We start from the raw sequence: 15,098 nt of genomic DNA, 5'->3' as shown, positions 1-15,098 counted from the left end.
CCGTAGCCGTAGCCGTAGCCGTAGCCGTAGCCGTAGCCGTAGCCGTAGCCGTAGCCGTAGCCGTAGCCGCATCATCCGGCCCGCGCGAAGACCGGAGCCTTCTGCGCGCTACTCGCCCTTCGTACCCGCTCTGCACCGCTGAGTCTCGGGGTGCGCCATCGTTGGTCGGGGTCCCACCACGCCGGCCCTCGCACCTGGGGGACACCGTCGTTCATGCGGATCTCCCACCCGGACTTCCCGAGAGATCGGTGATGCCACCAGCACAACGGCACACCGTTGTCCGTATGTGTCGGACCACCCTTCGCGTGCTCGATCACGTGATGAATCTCACACCATGACGCCGGAACATGACACCCCGGGATCAGACATTCCTTGTCGCGAGCGATGATCGCCCGCCGTTGATGCACCGTGAAGACCCGATCGGTGGTCGTGATCGCAATGATCCGCCCCTCNAACGCGGTTTCGTCCACGCTGCTGCCGCGGCCGACATTCACGAAGCGCCACCCTTCGCGTGCTCGATCACGTGATGAATCTCACACCATGACGCCGGAACATGACCCCCCGGGATCAGACATTCCTTGTCGCGAGCGATGATCGCCCGCCGTTGATGCACCGTGAAGACCCGATCGGTGGTCGTGATCGCAATGATCCGCCCCTCATCGAACATCACCCGCTGAATCGTCCCCGAGCACCCGACATGGGCAGCGACGCTCACGGGCAGCTGTCCCCAGGCGCCGCCGATGCTCGCGCGCCCGGTGCCCTCGGCGAGGTCGTTCGCATCGACCGTCACCACCAGGACCGGTGCGGCGCCACCGAGGGTGGGCATGTCTCGGTGACGGGCAGCGATCGCCAATGCCGCGGCGAGCGCGTCATGTCGCTTCTGTGCGGGCGTGCGGTCGTCGATGACGCAGCGCGGATCGGAGTTGTACGGGTCCTCTTCAGCATCGCCGTCTTCAGCATCGCCGTCTACAGCATCGCCGTCGTCAGCATCGCCGTCGTCAGAATCGACAGTGAACACCACACCCGGCAGAGGCGGGCCGTCGCCCTTGGGGTTGTTCATCGCATCGAGGATCAGCTCGAACTGCGCGGCGACATCGGGCGTCAGATATCCCTTGATGGAACGCAGCCCATCGCGCACCTGGCCGAGGGTGATGCCCCGACGACGCGCAGGCTCATCGCCGGGCTCGTCTCCATCGGGGTCGAGCAGCACGGCCAGCGTCTCTGCAAGGAGCTTCAGCTCGTCGATCGTGGGTGCCGGGCCCTGAACCTCATCGTCTGGGCCGGCCTCGGGGTCGGGTCTGATGCCTCGCGCCGCACGCGCGAGGCAGATGTCGGCGTCGAGCCGATCATCGACGCTGATGCGGTGCGACACCTTCTCGAGCGGCTCGGTCGCGGCGAGCATCCCCGCGATGCTGAGCGCGCCGTCGAGCATCGCCTCTCGCAGCGCCGGCCACCGCGCGGGCAGCCGATCGCCGGACACCAGGTTCACATCCCGTCGAACCAGGTCGACGGCAGCCCCGACGCGCGTCGCTCCGCGCATGTCTGTCAGCAGGGTGCGCTGGAGCAGTTCGTTCTGCGTGCGGCATCCGGTGGAATGCGGGAAGTCGATCGCATCACCACTGGCGATCGTCTCGACCACGACGGCCTCGACGCGCCGGAACGCTGCTCCGGCCGCCTGCAGGACCTCGACCCGTTCCGCGTCGGACAATCCCGCGAGCGCGTCATCGGACAGCACCCGATCGAGGTCGGCGACGACCTGATCGACAAGGCTGCGAGTGCGGGATGGCATGCCCCCATACAACCCGCGGCCACCGACATTCGAACCACTGATTCGAGCACTTTTCGGCCAGATCAGAAGCATATTCCGGAACACCGCAGCAGCTTTCCGGAATGCCGATCACGAACGCTGCACGTCGCCCCCGGCACAGGTCTCCAACGATCCAGACCGCCCTCGCCCAGGCCGCGGCTCCGGCGCCGGATCGAGCGCTCAGCTCTCCCAGTTGTCGGCGAGCTTGTTCAACAGCATCGCGAGCTGCTCCCGCTCGTCCGCGGTGAACGCCGCGAGCGCCTTGCCGAGAGCCTCGCGCCGCTCCCCCCTCATTCCGCGCGCAGCCGTGCGCCCCTCGTCCGTGAGCGCGATGCGCGTGCGTCGCGCGTCGTCCGGATCCGCCTCGCGCCGCACGAACCCGTGCGCGACCCCCTGTTGCACGAGCCGCGAGGCGCGCGGCTGATCGACACCGATCGCCGCGCCGAGGTCGCTCACGCTCAGCGGTGCGGATGCCGCGGCGAGCGCCTCGAGCATCCGCATCCGAGCCGGTCCCCCGAAGCGCCCGGACGGATCGTTCATCCACGGCGGCATGCCGGGATGTCCCGAGCGACCGTGATCGTGCACGCCTTGCTCGAAGTGGTCGGGATGCGGGCCACCGTGCCACCCGCGCGTCGCACCCATCCCGCGGGGGCCTCGACCGCGTTCGCCCGGACGACGTCCGCGCAGGCGGGACAGGGCGCGGGCGATGGCCTCGGCGGGGTCGTTCTCTTCGGCGCTCACCCGTCGATTTTACATGCGACTTGACATGCATCCGAACTGCATGTCACACTACATATACATGCATAGTGACAAGCACATGCTCAATGACATCTAAGGACTCATCCCATGAACACCTCTGACACTCAGAACACAGACAGCACCTCCCGCCCGTTCGGCTTCTGGATCACGGCTGTCGACCGCCTGATGGCCGCCGAGTTCGCCTCGGCCTTCGAGAGCGAGCAGGCGAGCCGCCGCGACTGGCGGATCCTCAACGTGATCGACGGTTCGGTGCCCGCGCGCCGCACGCTGAACGCCCACAAACTGCACGATCTCGTGGAGCGCGGATGGGTCGTCGCCGACGGCGACGGCTGGACGCTCACCTCCGACGGTCGCGCAGCCAAGGAACGCCTCCTCGGCATCGTCGACGGCATCCGCGCCAAGGTCACCGACGCCGTCTCACCCGACGACCTCGACACCACCCTCGCCACACTCGAGCAGATCGCTCGCGCGTTCGGCTGGGACGAGGAGACTCCGCTCCCCCGAGGACGCGGCCGTCGCCGCGGCTTCGAACCTCGCAGGTTCGGACGCGGGCACGGCTTCGGTCCCGGCTTCGGCCGTCGCCACGGCCGCCCGTTCGGACCCGGTCGCGACGTCGGCTCGGACTTCGGTCAGGGTCGCGAGTACGGGCATGAGCACGGTGCGGATGCCGAGTTCGGCGCCGACTCGGACTCCGCCGGCCGCACCTGCGCGCACCACGGACACCGCGGGCACGACCGCCTCACCGACGAGCGCGGCGGCCACGAGCGCGGCGGCCACGGGCACGGCGACCACCGCGGCCACGGCTTCGGTCCTGATCACGGCCACAACCGCGGTGACCACCGCACCGCCGGCGCGGCGCAGCACGCCTACGAGCGCGGCTTCGACGCCGGGTTCTCCCGAGGTCGCGACGCCTGACCGCATCCGTTCACAGGAGTGCCCCGCCTGACCCCGGTCAGGCGGGGCCTTGCTGCGTCTGCATCCATCCGTCGAACGCGCGCACCCGGCATCCGGCCGATCGTCCATGGCAGGACATCAGCACCATCTCGACGCCGGACCAGGTCACCCGAGCCAGGGCGCGGCGGCGGAGAGCGCGGGCCCGACACCGGCCGACATCCCGAAGGTCGTCGTGCCGAGGTAGATCGCGCCGACGATCGCCGCGACCAGGATGACCACCAGGAAAGCGAAGATCACGAAGGTCAGCGCACGATATCCGCCGGATGTCGGGACCTCGGGAGCCACCGACGGCTGCGCCCAGTCGTCCGCGACCGGAGCAGGCTGGTCGCCGGTGAGGATCGCCGGCTTCGGCCGCGACCTGCGGGTCGCGGGAAGCATCGCCTCCGGAGGGGGCGGCGGGATCACGACATCCGGAACAGACGACTCCGGCGGAGGCGGCGGGATCACCACATCCGGAACGGACGACTCCGGCGGAGGCGGCGGGATCACGACATCCGGAACAGACGACTCCGGCGGAGGCGGCGGGATCACGACATCCGGAACCGCGCCCTCCGCGGGCGGCGGCGGGACGACAGCATCCCGCGGGTCCATCGGAATCTGCCGGTCGCTGTCGTCGCCGCTCATGTCAGCCTCCTACGGCTCCGACGTCGGTCGTCCCGACGTCGGTCTTGTGGAAGTTCTGGAACGAGCGGGATGCCGTGGGTCCGCGCTGTCCCTGGTAACGGTTGCCGTAGGGGCCGGATCCGTAGGGGTTCTCGGCCGGCGAGGTCAGCCGGAAGAAGCACAGCTGGCCGATCTTCATGCCGGGCCACAGCTTGATCGGCAACGTGGCGACGTTCGCGAGCTCCAGCGTGACGTGGCCGGTGAATCCCGGATCGATGAATCCTGCGGTCGAGTGGGTGATGAGGCCCAGCCGCCCCAGCGACGACTTGCCCTCGAGGCGTGCCGCGATGTCATCTGCGAGCGAGACCTGCTCGAAGGTCGCGCCGAGGGCGAACTCGCCCGGGTGCAGGATGAACGGCTCGTCGGGGTCGACCTCGATCAACCGCGTGAGCTCCGGCTGATCGACCGAGGGATCGATGAACGGATACTTGTGGTTGTCGAAGAGGCGGAAGTAGCGGTCCAGGCGCACGTCGATGCTCGACGGCTGGATCATCTCCGGCTCGTGCGGATCCAGACCGATGTGGCCGGATGCGAGTTCTGCTCTGATGTCGCGGTCGCTGAGAAGCACGGCCCCAGCCTAGTTGCCACACCCGTCCCGCACTTTGGTCGTGACGGATCGTGCGGGTAGGCTGGCGTCACCTGCTCTTCGGATGCAGGTGCGGGGCTGTAGTTCAATGGCAGAACTTCTGCTTCCCAAGCAGATAGCGCGGGTTCGATTCCCGTCAGCCCCTCCACATGCGCCACGTCCAGCGCTGTTCCGACCCGGAATCAGGCACTGTCAGCCCCTATGCCGGCGTGCGGCCGGGGTCGATGCCCAGGCGTTCCTCTACTCGCTCCACCTCGGCGAACCGCTGATCCTGGACGACGAGCAGCACCTTCCTGGGCACCCTCGTGAGCCGGATCCTGCCGCCGTTGCCCAGTTCCCAGTGGTGACCTGCACCATCGGAGCCGGAGGGCTCACCGAGGCGCTCGCCCAGCGCCGCCCGCAGCTCGTGCGCAGCACTCTGCAGCCCCTCGGCGTCGTCGCTCTTATCGGAGACCGCGACCGTGACCTGGGACACTGCGTCCCCCGCCACGAGCGAGCGAACGGTCGGCAGATTCACGGGATACCCCGAACGGTGCTGGATGCCGCTCGACGTCTCCAACGCGAACTGCCACCCGAGGCGCTCTGCGAGCGTCTTGAAGTCGTCGCGGCCGAGCGGCCACGATACCGACGTGAAGGCATCGCAGAGGGCATCGATCTGCGCGTCCGTGGCCCTGGCGAGTGCGGTCATCCGGCGATCCTATCGATCCCGAGGATCAGACACCTGGCTAAGCTCGTTTCACCCGACGCGCAGGAAGGCGACCCGGATGCAGATCTTCCCCGCCGTCTACGAGAACCGAAGGTTCAACCTCCGAGCCGGAGCCGCTCGCGACCTCCTTGCGTTGACGGGGTGGGAACTCACACCGCCCACCGATGACTTCAGCTTCGCGGGAGATCTTCTCAAGAGCCGGGACTTCATCGTCTCCCGCTTCTGGCACCCTCCAGCCAGGTTCACCTTCGCGCCGGCCCCCCGACAGGTGGCGGAGGAGCGCCTGATGCTCCTCGTCGTCACCGAGGGCGAGCTGACGGTCGGAACGAGCACGACGGTCAGCGTCGTCCCCGAAGGGGGTGTCATCCTCGTCCGCCCCGAGAGCCTCACCTTCATAGACAGCGCGACCGCCGTCGTGTGCTCCCTCGTCGTGCTCGGCGGATACAACCTCGCCGATGGCGTGATCGTCAGGACAGGACAAGCGTCACCCGACTACCTCGCCCTGTTCCTGAGTCTGACGAACGCCATCTTCTCTCGCCCCGTCCCTCCCTCGGACGCCGCATTCACCCACGTCGAGAGGGCGATCACCGAGCTCGTCGCGGCGATCGCCGCAGCCAGCGATCTCCGCTTCGAGAAGCACGAGAGCCGACCGGGCGATCAGATCCATCTCGACGCCGTGGCCTTCATCATCGCGCAGGCCGCCGATCCTGCGACGACGGTGGAGACCGTCGCCCGCGAACTGGGCGTCTCCCGTTCACACCTCTTCCGCTCGTTCCAGGCGAACGGCGACAACCCCTCCGGCTACCTGCGACGAACCCGCATCGCGAACGCCTCGGCTCTTCTCGATCAGGGGGTGACGGAGCGAGCCGCCGCCGAGCAGTCGGGATTCGGCACGGTGCGCCGGATGCGCCGAGCCCTCGCCGAACGCTGAGAGCCGCGGCCTGTGTGTTGCGCGGGCGCAGACCGAGATGTTGCACAGCACACCCTCGGGCGCGCTGATGCGTGATCATCGCAACATCGGAGCTGCACTCCGCGCACGGGATCACGAAGGGGGAGGTGGCCGTGAACGTCGACGCCACAGCTGCGCACCGCGGGAAGCAGGCCACTCGCTCGGCCGTGAACACCCCGCGAGCCTGGTCCGTGCCCCCGGAGTCCTTCGACGAGCGGGAGTGGCAGGAGATCGTGCGGGTCGCCGCGGCGAACGTCCACGAGGCGGATCGACGGTTCCGCAGCACCCGCCGAGGCGACGACCTCGGAGCGATCATCGCGGCCTTCCACATCTGCGGACCTCTGGTGGATCTGCCACCCGCCTCCCTCGTCCGGTACGCGAGGGCGGTGTCGAAAGGCCTCCCGTTCGAGCTGCTTCCGCGCGACGGCGGACAGCAGAAGACCTCGGGCGCAGGCCGCTGATCTCCGCGCACACCCTTCGCGTGTCTTCGCGCCGACGGTCCTGCGGTGTGATTCTGCGCGGGCTCCGTGGATCGGTCAGGATCCCCTCGCTGCCCGATCGAGGGTGATGACGAGCTTCTGCGCGGACACGCCGCGGCGAAGGGCGTCCATGGCCTTCTGGATGTCCGGAAGGCCGTGTCCCGCGATGCGGGCTTCCGGGTAGAGACGGTGCTCGCCGGATGCGAGCGCTGCGGGGAGGTAGGCGCCCCAGATGGCCGGCCCCACGGGAGAGGTGGCGATGGCGCTCCCCCAGATGAACGAGGCCCTGATGCCGTGAGCGCGGCTGCGCACCTGCAGGAACGCGGTTCGCGTTCCGAGTTCCAGGAAGAGGCGGATGCGGGCGAAGGAGAGGCCGCGGCGGCGCGGTTGCTCGTAGAACGAGACGGGAGGACTCGCCATCGCGATCTTCGTGGCACCGGTCCCGCGCGCGATCCGCAGACAGGGCTCGGCGGACCCCACCGCGACGGCGAGGATCCCCGCCACCGCGGAACCGCCGACCTCGCGGACGATCTGATCGACGGCCTGCGGGTCGCGGTAGTCGAAGACGGCCTCTGCCCCCAACTGCCTCATCCGGTCGTGATTCTTCGCAGACGCCGTCGTGATGACCCGGTACCCGGCTGCGCGGGCGAGTTGGATCGCGTTGCCACCGACGGCCGTCGCGCCACCCCACACCACGACGACCTCGTCGCGGGCCGCCTCCTTCCCGACACGGGAGTAGTCCAGCGCCAGCTGGTCGCTCTCGAACAGACCGGCCGCCGCTGTGGACACCGCCAGAGGCAGGACGGCGGCATCTTCGAAGGCGGTAGCCGCCGGCAGGGCGGCGGCCAAGCCGGCGTCGACGGCGACGTAGGCCTGGAAGCCGCTCTCGGAGACCGCGTCCCGCCCCTTCTCCAGACCCATCGCGTACGCCACGACGCGATCCCCGACGGCGAAGGCGTCCACGTCGGCACCGATCTCGACGACGACGCCCGCGACGTCCTCGCCGAGGATGACCGGGTACCGCAGCCACCCGTACATGACGGTGCCGTTGGACTGGATGATCGCATCGAGCGGATTCGCCGCCACCGCGCGCACCTCCACCAGCAGCTGCCCCGGCCCGGGCTTCGGCATGGGGGCCTCTCGGATCGTCAGATCCGCGTACGGAGAATCGATCCACGCCGCAGTGTTGTCGCTCACTCGTCCACTCCCCGATCCTGATGACATCTCATGCCGTCATAATCGATCTTACGACAGTTCGTGTCATCATGGCTCTATGCCTCGATGGTCCCCGGATGCCGCACTGCGGCTGGAAGCTGCAGCGATGGCCCTGTTCACCGAACAGGGGTACGGAGGAACCACGGTTCCGCAGATCGCCGAGGCGGCAGGCCTGACCACACGGACGTTCTTTCGACACTTCTCCGACAAGCGGGACGTGCTGTTCCTCCGAGATCGCGAGTTCCCCCAGGCGGTGAGCGCCTTCATGGCATCCGTCCCGTCGGAGAGCGACGGGACGGACACCGTGCGCGCCGGCCTTGCAGCCGCGTGCCGGGGTGTGCAGGACTGGCGGGAGCAGATGGCGCGTCGGCGCAGCATCGTCCACAGCGAGCCTGCACTGCTCGAGCGTGATCTTCTCCGCAGTCACTACCTCGCCCGCGCCATCGAAGAGTCTCTGCACCGACGCGGCATCGACCCTGAGCGCGCTCGGACGCTGGCAGCCGTCGCCGTCACCTGCTTCGATCTCGCGGTGGGCAGATGGCTGGAGGGGCCCGCCGACGTGCCGCTCGAGGACTGCCTGGCGTCGGTGTGGAACGACATGCGGACCTCCCTCACCGGGTGACACTGCCGCACCTGGAGTGCATCGCCCCGACGGACGCGTCCGCCTCTCCCCTCCCGTCGTACGCTGGTGCCATGCAGCCGACGCGCCTGATGCAGACCCCCGGAGCCGTACCCCGTGCATGACGTGATCGTGATCGGCGCCGGGCTCGCGGGACTCCGCTGCGCACAGCTGCTCACAGCCCACGGACTCGATGTCGTCGTGCTCGAGGCCGGCGACGCCGTCGGGGGACGCCAGCGCACCGACATCGTCGACGGGTTCCGGCTGGATCGCGGCTTCCAGGTGCTCAACCCCGCCTACCCGGCGCTCCGCCGCAGCGTCGATCTCGACGTCCTGGCGATGGGGAGCTTTCCGGTGGGGGTGCAGGTGCGCACGGCGCAGGGCCTGGCCGCGCTGCGGCATCCGCTGCGGCATCCGCTGTCGATCGTCACCTCGCTGCGCAGCGGACTGGTGACCCTGCCGGATGCCGTCGCGCTGGCGCGCTGGGCGGCGCCGGCACTCGTGCGTCCGCTCTCCCGCCTCGCGCAGGACGACATCCCGCTGAGGGAAGGATGGGATGCGGCCGGGCTCCACGGCCCGCTGCGCACCGCCGTGCTCGAGCCGTTCCTCGCCGGCGTGCTGGCGGAGGGTCGCGGCGACACGTCGAACGCGTTCGCCCGGCTGCTCGCGCGGTACTTCGCGCTCGGCCGCCCCGGACTGCCGGCACAGGGGATCGCCGCCGTCCCCGAACAGCTCGCGGCACGCGCACGCGCCGCCGGCGCCACCATTCGGCTGGGCACGGCCGCCGAACGCCTGTCGTCCGAAGGCCGCGCCCGCAACACCGGCACCGGCATCGAGGTCGGAGTCGTCGACGGCGACCCCGTCCGCGCGGCTCGGGTGGTCGTCGCGGTCGGCCCCGATGCCGTGACCGACCTCACGGGGCGTCCCTCACCCGCGACGAACGGGCTGCAGACCTGGTGGTTCGCCGCGGCAGAGCCGCCCAGCCCGTCAGCGCTGCTCACCGTCGACGGGCGGGGCCGCGGGCCCGTGGTGAACACGGTCGTGATGACCCACACCGTGCCCTCTTACGCTCCCGCCGGACGCCACCTCATCGCCGCGACCTGCCTGCTGCCGGGCGGCGGCGGCACCACCGGCGCCGCGGAGGAGAACGATGTCCGCCATCACCTCGCACAGATCTGGGGCGCCGACGTCAGCGCCTGGGAGGTGATCCGGCGCGACGACATCGTCGACGCCCTCCCGGCCCAGCTGGCTCCCCTCGGACCCCCGCGATCGCCGCGCCATTCCGAGCGTCTGTACATCGCGGGCGACCATCAGGACACCGCGTCGATCCAGGGGGCCCTGGCCTCCGGCGAGCGCGCCGCGCGGGCGATCCTGGTCGACGCGGGGATCAGCGGAACGAACGGCTGATCGCGGCGCTCGTCTGGGCCAGCATGATCCACAGCATGAACTTCTGCAGCGGACGCATGGGCAGAGCCACGATTCCGCGCCATCCGCCGCGCCGCGCCCAGGACATCGTCGTGTGGACCTGCGTTCCGCCCGTCGTGCCGGCCAGCGTGAACTCCATCAGAACCGGGCTGTTCTTCGGCGCATCGGGGTAGGCGAAGCTCCACGCGACGCTGTCCGGCAGATGCGCCGACTCCAGGGTGATGCGGCGACGACGGAGTTCGGGCTTGCGTGTCAGAGGATCCCCGTTCAGACGCTGCGTGGGCGCGAGCCCTTCCCAGACCTCGCCGACGGCGACCTCCTGCTCGCCGAGCTCGAGGGACCCCACGCCCGGATGCCAGTCGGGGATCCGGGCGGGATCGATGAGGAAGGCACCGACGTCGCCCACCGGCGCGGAGACGAACGTCTCGATCGATCCCGCCGCACGGCCGTGCCGCTTCACCGCCGTGAGCGGCGTCGTCGTGTCGTCGGCGCCGAGCTCGTCGAGCTGCTCGAGCAGAGCCTGCGCAGATGTTCCGATGCGCGCCAGGATGCCGTCGATCAACCCGCTGGGCTCGACCAGGAGTTCACGGAGCACCGCCGCCGCGTCGCCCGACTTGCCTCTGCCGCTGGCGCGGATGAGCAGGTCGGAGGCGCGGGTGCTCCATTCGTATCCCTCGGTCTGAGGGAACACGATCTGCCCCGCCCCCGGGAACGACGCCTCGATGCCCAGCTCGGCCAGGTGCGCGGCGTGCTGGTCCTCGACGGCGCGGCGGGCCGCGTCGATGTCGAGGCCTGCGCCGCGCAGCATCCGCCCCGCTGACTGGTCGTTGATGATGAGGGCGAGCAGAAGATGCTCGATGTCGGCCGTGCGGAGTCCCGAGCGGGAGGCCTCCTCCATGGCGGCGACCGAGAGCGAGTGGCTGGTGTGAGCTGCTCGAGCGAACCTGGTCATGCGTTCCTCCTGGGGATCTGGATGGCGGGGTCGACCCGCCTGGCGTGCTTCTTGTGGGCGGCCTGACGGGTCACGCCGAGCGCGTCGGCGATGTCCTGCCAGGTCATTCCCGCGCGCAGCCCCGCCTCGACCTGACGCAGCTCGAGGGTGTCGGCCAGCGCGCGCAGCGTCGCCACGGCGCGCAGCCCCGCTCGCGGATCGCTGAGGTCCGCCGCGGTCGCGGCGATCTGTGATGACTCCATGCTGTCAACCTACGTTGCTAGACGGCGTCCTGTCAACCGAGGTTGCTCGCGGCACGCGGTCCCATCCGAATCGGCGGGGGCTCCGAACAGGAGAAGATGGTGGTGCATGCGCGCGCCCGCATACTCCTTTCGTCCGCTCGACCGAGGACCGCCGTCACGCCCCGAGCCGCCCCGTCCGACCGAGAGGAACATACCGATGATCGAATCATCGACCCCGCCGCTGGCAGTCCTCGACACCTACCGGAACATCACCGACCTCCTGGTCGCGCGTGCGCAGACCGCGCCGGAACACGTGGCCTTCGAGGTCGAGAGGGCGGATGCCGGCAGCACCGCCCCCTGGCGGCCGGTCACCACTCGGGCGTTCTCGGATGAGGTGCGCGCACTGGCCAAGGGGTTCATCGCCCGCGGCGTGCAGGCGGGCGACCCGATCGCGATCATGGCCCCCACCCGCTACGAGTGGGCCGTCGCCGATCTCGCATCCTGGTTCGCCGGTGCCGTCGTCGTGCCGATCTACGAGACGTCCTCGCCGTCGCAGGTGAACGCCATCGTCGCCGACGCAGGGGTGCGTCTGGCGATCGGCGGCACGGCCTCGCACACGGCGCTGCTGCAGTCGGCACTCACGGAGGCCGGTGGCGACCCCCTCGGCGTGTGGACGATGGATGCCGCCGCATCCGCACCCCTCGCCGACCTCGTCGCGCTCGGAGTCGACGTCTCGGATGCCGACCTCGAGGCCCGCCGGGCATCGGCCACCCAGGACGACCCGGCGACGATCGTCTACACCTCCGGCACCACGGGCGAGCCGAAGGGCGTCGTGCTGACGCATCGGAACTTCCTCGGACAGGTGCTGAACATCGCCGCGGCCTACCGCGAAATCGTCAACGACGCCGGCAACACCGTGATCTTCCTCCCGCTCGCTCATGTGCTGGCCCGCGGCCTGCAGCTGATCTGCCTGGCCAGCGGCATGCGGATCGCCCACCTCGCCGACCCGTCGACCGTCGTCGCGACCCTCGACACCCTGCGACCGACCTTCCTCGTCGTCGTCCCCCGGGTGCTGGAGAAGATCCAGGCGGCCGCCGCCGCCAAGGCCGCCGACAAGGGCCTCGCAGGCGTCTGGACCACGGCAAGGGAGACGGCGATCGCGTGGGGCCGCCGCGCCGAGCGGATCGACGCCGCCGCGCACCCCGCGAACGACCTCGCCCTGCGTCTGCGCCACCGGTTCTTCGACGCGCTGTTCTACCGCCGCCTGCGCGCGGTGATGGGCGGACGCGTCGGCTACATGCTCTCCGGCGGCGCCGCACTCGACCCCGAGCTGTCGCTCTTCTTCCGCGGCATCGGCGTCCCCGTCATCGAGGGATACGGCCTGACCGAGACCACGGCACCGCTCACCGGCAACCTGCCAGGACGCATCGCCTCGGGCAGCGTCGGTTCGCCGCTCCCCGGCCTCACGGTGCGCATCAGCGACGACGGGGAGGTGCTCGCCCGCGGCCTCGGCGTCTTCGGCGGATACCGCAATCCCGCCCACGACGAGGGCGCCTTCGTCGACGGATTCTTCCGCACCGGCGACCTCGGCCGACTCGACGACCAGGGCAGACTGATCCTCGACGGACGACTCAAAGACGTCATCGTCACCTCCAACGGCAAGACGATCGTGCCGACCCGCTGGGAGAGCGCCGTCGAGGCGGATCCGCTCATCTCCCACGCGGTGATGGTAGGCGAGGGCAAGCCGTACCTCTCCGCGCTGCTGGTGCTCGATCCGGAGCAGACGCAGGAGTGGGCGCGCACCACGGGCGCCGACATCCCGCCCCTGGCCGAGCCCGACCTCCGCGCGGTCACGGATCCCACTCTGCGCGCGCGGCTGCAGGCATCCGTCGACGCCGCCAACGCACTGGTGGCCCGGAGCGAGCAGGTGCGCCGGTTCAGCGTGATCCTCGCCGACCTCGAGGACCGCGGGATCGTCACCCCCACCATGAAACTCCGACGGAGCGTCGTCCTGGATCGCGCATCCGTCACCGTCGAAGACCTCTACCTCTGAGAAACAGGAAGAACACCATGTCCTCACCGACGCCCACCGAAACCAAGTCGTCGCGCGCCTCGCTGATCGCCATCATCGTCGCTCTCGTCATCGGGGCGCTCGTCGCGCTCGCCGGCAGCCAGAACGGCGCGATGCTCGGCGGAATCCCGCTCTTCGCCCTCGCGGTGGCGGCGGCCTACGTGATCCAGATCCTCGCCTTCATCCCGGCCGTGCTCCTGCGCACCGAGCGCTTCTTCGACCTCACCGGCAGCCTCACGTTCCTCGCGATCTCGGTGGCCCTCGTGCTGCTGACGCCCATGCCCGACGCGCGCAGCTGGATCCTCGCGGTGATGGTCGCCCTGTGGGCCGCGCGTCTCGGATCCTTCCTCGCCATGCGCGTGCACAAGGCAGGGTCCGACGGGCGCTTCGACGAGATCAAGGGATCGCCCGTGCGTTTCCTGCAGGTCTGGGTCATCCAGGGGGCCTGGGTGTCGATCACGGCCGCCGCCGCCTGGATCGCGATCAGCACGGACGCCGCGAACCGCGCACCCATCGGATGGCTCACCGTCGTGGGCATCGTCGTCTGGGTGCTCGGCATGGTGATCGAGATCGTCGCCGACGCGCAGAAGTCCGCGTTCCGCGCCGACCCGAAGAACAAGGACGAATTCATCCGCACCGGCCTGTGGTCGCGCTCGCGGCACCCCAACTACTTCGGCGAGATCGTGATCTGGGTCGGCGTCTTCGTGACCGCGGCCCCCGTGCTCACCGGCTGGCAGTGGGTGGCCGTGCTGTCGCCGCTGTTCGTGATCCTGCTGCTCACCCGCGTCAGCGGCATCCCGCTGCTCGAGGCGCGTGCCGAGAAGAAGTGGGGGGACAGGGCGGACTACATCGAGTACCGCGAGAGCACTCCCTCGCTGATCCCGCGGCTCACCCGTCCGACGGTGCGGCGGGCCGCGGCCTAGCAGCCGCCATCCGGCCCGGGGTCGGTGACGAACAACCACCATGCGCCGCATCCGATCGCTCGCCTCGCTCGCCGCCCTCGCCCTCGGGCTCACCGCCTGCAGTGCGGGGCCGGTGCCGGATGCGTCCCCGACACCGGGAGATGGGCCGGTCGTCGCGTTCTACGGGGACTCGTACACGCTGGGCACCGGGGCGAGCGATCCGGCTCTCCGATGGTCCACGATCATCAGCGAGCAGCGCGGATGGCAGGAGTTCAACCCCAGCGTGAACGGACTCGGGTTCGTCAACCACCGCTCCGACTTCGACGGGAACGACCTCCCCGAACTCGTCATCGCGCAGGACCCCGACATCGTCTTCGTGACGATGGGGCTCAACGACAACTTCAGCTACGACCGACGCGCCGAGCTCATCCGCACGACCATCACCGACGACCTCAGCCGGCTGCGCGACGCCCTGCCCGACGCGAGGATCATCGTCGTCGAGCCGTTCTGGTACACCGACGAGCGCCCCGAGTCGGTGGAGACGATCATCGGATGGGTCGAGGATGCCGCCGACGGGATCGATGCGGACTGGATCCCCGGTGCGAGCAGATGGCTCGACGGGCACCACGCCGGCGCCGAGGACAGCTGGATGGCGTCGGACGGTCTGCATCCCTCCGACATCGGATACCGTCACATGGCCGAGGAGATGGATGCGGCGCTCGACGCCCTCGATCCGCCGCTCTAGATCGGCGTGCGAGCATGCGGGCGGTGCGGCCCCGAAGCGATACGC

17 protein-coding genes and 1 tRNA gene are annotated in these 15,098 nt (G+C 69.5%); 9 read left to right on the top strand and 9 right to left on the bottom strand.

Going from position 1 to position 15,098, the window contains the following annotated elements:
* Positions 1-71 precede the first annotated feature (71 nt).
* From ASD43_RS17515 to ASD43_RS17510, 3 genes are all read right to left on the bottom strand, one after another.
* A complete protein-coding gene (locus ASD43_RS17515; RefSeq protein ID WP_268776168.1) occupies positions 72-407 on the bottom strand; it encodes an HNH endonuclease signature motif containing protein in 336 nt (111 codons plus the stop codon).
* 83 nt (positions 408-490) lie between these two features.
* Positions 491-1,789 carry an HNH endonuclease signature motif containing protein gene (locus ASD43_RS06150; protein WP_056414894.1) on the bottom strand — a complete coding sequence of 433 codons (1,299 nt, stop codon included), beginning with the start codon at positions 1,787-1,789 and terminating at the stop codon, positions 491-493.
* A 198-nt stretch (positions 1,790-1,987) separates the two neighbouring features.
* Positions 1,988-2,548, bottom strand: coding sequence for a MarR family winged helix-turn-helix transcriptional regulator (locus ASD43_RS17510; RefSeq protein WP_235564047.1), 561 nt, complete (start codon positions 2,546-2,548; stop codon positions 1,988-1,990).
* 105 nt (positions 2,549-2,653) lie between these two features.
* Between ASD43_RS17510 and ASD43_RS06140 the strand changes: the two genes are divergently transcribed.
* Complete coding sequence (locus tag ASD43_RS06140) at positions 2,654-3,481, top strand: MarR family winged helix-turn-helix transcriptional regulator (protein WP_056414891.1); 828 nt, start codon at positions 2,654-2,656, stop codon at positions 3,479-3,481.
* 144 nt (positions 3,482-3,625) lie between these two features.
* Here the strand turns inward: ASD43_RS06140 and ASD43_RS06135 are convergent, their stop codons facing one another.
* Positions 3,626-4,144 carry a hypothetical protein gene (locus tag ASD43_RS06135; protein WP_056414888.1) on the bottom strand — a complete coding sequence of 173 codons (519 nt, stop codon included), beginning with the start codon at positions 4,142-4,144 and terminating at the stop codon, positions 3,626-3,628.
* 1 nt (position 4,145) lies between these two features.
* Positions 4,146-4,751 (bottom strand): dCTP deaminase, encoded by a 606-nt coding sequence (gene dcd / locus ASD43_RS06130; RefSeq protein ID WP_042536862.1) that lies wholly within the window; start codon positions 4,749-4,751, stop codon positions 4,146-4,148.
* 92 nt (positions 4,752-4,843) lie between these two features.
* Here dcd and ASD43_RS06125 point away from each other — a divergent pair.
* Positions 4,844-4,917 (top strand) — tRNA-Gly (locus ASD43_RS06125).
* 51 nt (positions 4,918-4,968) lie between these two features.
* Here the strand turns inward: ASD43_RS06125 and ASD43_RS06120 are convergent.
* Complete coding sequence (locus ASD43_RS06120; protein ID WP_056414886.1) at positions 4,969-5,457, bottom strand: DUF6301 family protein; 489 nt, start codon at positions 5,455-5,457, stop codon at positions 4,969-4,971.
* A gap of 76 nt (positions 5,458-5,533) precedes the next feature.
* Here ASD43_RS06120 and ASD43_RS06115 point away from each other — a divergent pair, with 76 nt between their 5' ends.
* Both ASD43_RS06115 and ASD43_RS06110 read left to right on the top strand, forming a co-directional pair.
* The gene (locus tag ASD43_RS06115; protein WP_056414884.1) at positions 5,534-6,406 is read left to right on the top strand and encodes a helix-turn-helix transcriptional regulator; all 873 of its coding nucleotides are present in this window, start codon (positions 5,534-5,536) and stop codon (positions 6,404-6,406) included.
* 71 nt (positions 6,407-6,477) lie between these two features.
* A complete protein-coding gene (locus ASD43_RS06110) occupies positions 6,478-6,885 on the top strand; it encodes a hypothetical protein (protein WP_056414882.1) in 408 nt (135 codons plus the stop codon).
* A gap of 75 nt (positions 6,886-6,960) precedes the next feature.
* Here ASD43_RS06110 and ASD43_RS06105 read toward each other — a convergent pair whose 3' ends face one another.
* Positions 6,961-8,100 (bottom strand): zinc-binding alcohol dehydrogenase family protein, encoded by a 1,140-nt coding sequence (locus ASD43_RS06105; RefSeq protein ID WP_157550850.1) that lies wholly within the window; start codon positions 8,098-8,100, stop codon positions 6,961-6,963.
* Positions 8,101-8,176: 76 nt separating this feature from the next.
* On the opposite strand from ASD43_RS06105, the gene ASD43_RS06100 reads away from it, so the two are divergent.
* Both ASD43_RS06100 and ASD43_RS06095 read left to right on the top strand, forming a co-directional pair.
* Positions 8,177-8,740, top strand: coding sequence for a TetR/AcrR family transcriptional regulator (locus tag ASD43_RS06100; RefSeq protein WP_162247489.1), 564 nt, complete (start codon positions 8,177-8,179; stop codon positions 8,738-8,740).
* Positions 8,741-8,854: 114 nt separating this feature from the next.
* Positions 8,855-10,144, top strand: coding sequence for an FAD-dependent oxidoreductase (locus ASD43_RS06095; protein ID WP_056414871.1), 1,290 nt, complete (start codon positions 8,855-8,857; stop codon positions 10,142-10,144).
* Here ASD43_RS06095 and ASD43_RS06090 read toward each other — a convergent pair.
* Positions 10,125-11,114 carry an SRPBCC family protein gene (locus ASD43_RS06090; protein WP_056414868.1) on the bottom strand — a complete coding sequence of 330 codons (990 nt, stop codon included), beginning with the start codon at positions 11,112-11,114 and terminating at the stop codon, positions 10,125-10,127. The two genes, ASD43_RS06095 and ASD43_RS06090, sit on opposite strands and share 20 nt — an antisense overlap.
* Positions 11,111-11,356 (bottom strand): hypothetical protein, encoded by a 246-nt coding sequence (locus ASD43_RS06085; RefSeq protein WP_056414865.1) that lies wholly within the window; start codon positions 11,354-11,356, stop codon positions 11,111-11,113. The genes ASD43_RS06090 and ASD43_RS06085 overlap by 4 nt, the downstream gene beginning before the upstream one ends.
* Positions 11,357-11,552: 196 nt before the next feature.
* On the opposite strand from ASD43_RS06085, the gene ASD43_RS06080 reads away from it, so the two are divergent.
* The 3 genes from ASD43_RS06080 to ASD43_RS06070 are packed head-to-tail and all read left to right on the top strand — an operon-like array spanning position 11,553 to position 15,053.
* Positions 11,553-13,388 carry an AMP-dependent synthetase/ligase gene (locus tag ASD43_RS06080; RefSeq protein WP_056414862.1) on the top strand — a complete coding sequence of 612 codons (1,836 nt, stop codon included), beginning with the start codon at positions 11,553-11,555 and terminating at the stop codon, positions 13,386-13,388.
* 17 nt (positions 13,389-13,405) lie between these two features.
* Positions 13,406-14,329, top strand: a complete 924-nt coding sequence (locus ASD43_RS06075) for a DUF1295 domain-containing protein (protein WP_056414859.1) — start codon at positions 13,406-13,408, stop codon at positions 14,327-14,329.
* Between the two features lie 40 nt (positions 14,330-14,369).
* Positions 14,370-15,053 carry an SGNH/GDSL hydrolase family protein gene (locus tag ASD43_RS06070; protein ID WP_056414857.1) on the top strand — a complete coding sequence of 228 codons (684 nt, stop codon included), beginning with the start codon at positions 14,370-14,372 and terminating at the stop codon, positions 15,051-15,053.
* Positions 15,054-15,098: the final 45 nt, after the last annotated feature.

It is taken from the genome of Microbacterium sp. Root553, assembly GCF_001426995.1.
Classification (GTDB): domain Bacteria; phylum Actinomycetota; class Actinomycetes; order Actinomycetales; family Microbacteriaceae; genus Microbacterium.
Note: the sequence above shows the minus strand (reverse complement) of the source record. Positions and strands in the feature narration are given on the sequence as shown.

Excerpts from the sequence above, each read along its gene's own strand:
- ASD43_RS06090 (WP_056414868.1), bottom strand. The coding sequence starts at position 11,114 with ATGACCAGGTTCGCTCGAGCAGCTCACACCAGCCACTCGCTCTCGGTC.
- ASD43_RS06070 (WP_056414857.1), top strand. The coding sequence starts at position 14,370 with ATGCGCCGCATCCGATCGCTCGCCTCGCTCGCCGCCCTCGCCCTCGGG.
- ASD43_RS06080 (WP_056414862.1), top strand. The coding sequence starts at position 11,553 with ATGATCGAATCATCGACCCCGCCGCTGGCAGTCCTCGACACCTACCGG.
- ASD43_RS06075 (WP_056414859.1), top strand. The coding sequence starts at position 13,406 with ATGTCCTCACCGACGCCCACCGAAACCAAGTCGTCGCGCGCCTCGCTG.
- ASD43_RS06085 (WP_056414865.1), bottom strand. The coding sequence starts at position 11,356 with ATGGAGTCATCACAGATCGCCGCGACCGCGGCGGACCTCAGCGATCCG.
- ASD43_RS06140 (WP_056414891.1), top strand. The coding sequence starts at position 2,654 with ATGAACACCTCTGACACTCAGAACACAGACAGCACCTCCCGCCCGTTC.
- ASD43_RS06150 (WP_056414894.1), bottom strand. The coding sequence starts at position 1,789 with ATGCCATCCCGCACTCGCAGCCTTGTCGATCAGGTCGTCGCCGACCTC.
- ASD43_RS06115 (WP_056414884.1), top strand. The coding sequence starts at position 5,534 with ATGCAGATCTTCCCCGCCGTCTACGAGAACCGAAGGTTCAACCTCCGA.
- ASD43_RS06135 (WP_056414888.1), bottom strand. The coding sequence starts at position 4,144 with ATGAGCGGCGACGACAGCGACCGGCAGATTCCGATGGACCCGCGGGAT.
- ASD43_RS06100 (WP_162247489.1), top strand. The coding sequence starts at position 8,177 with ATGCCTCGATGGTCCCCGGATGCCGCACTGCGGCTGGAAGCTGCAGCG.
- ASD43_RS06120 (WP_056414886.1), bottom strand. The coding sequence starts at position 5,457 with ATGACCGCACTCGCCAGGGCCACGGACGCGCAGATCGATGCCCTCTGC.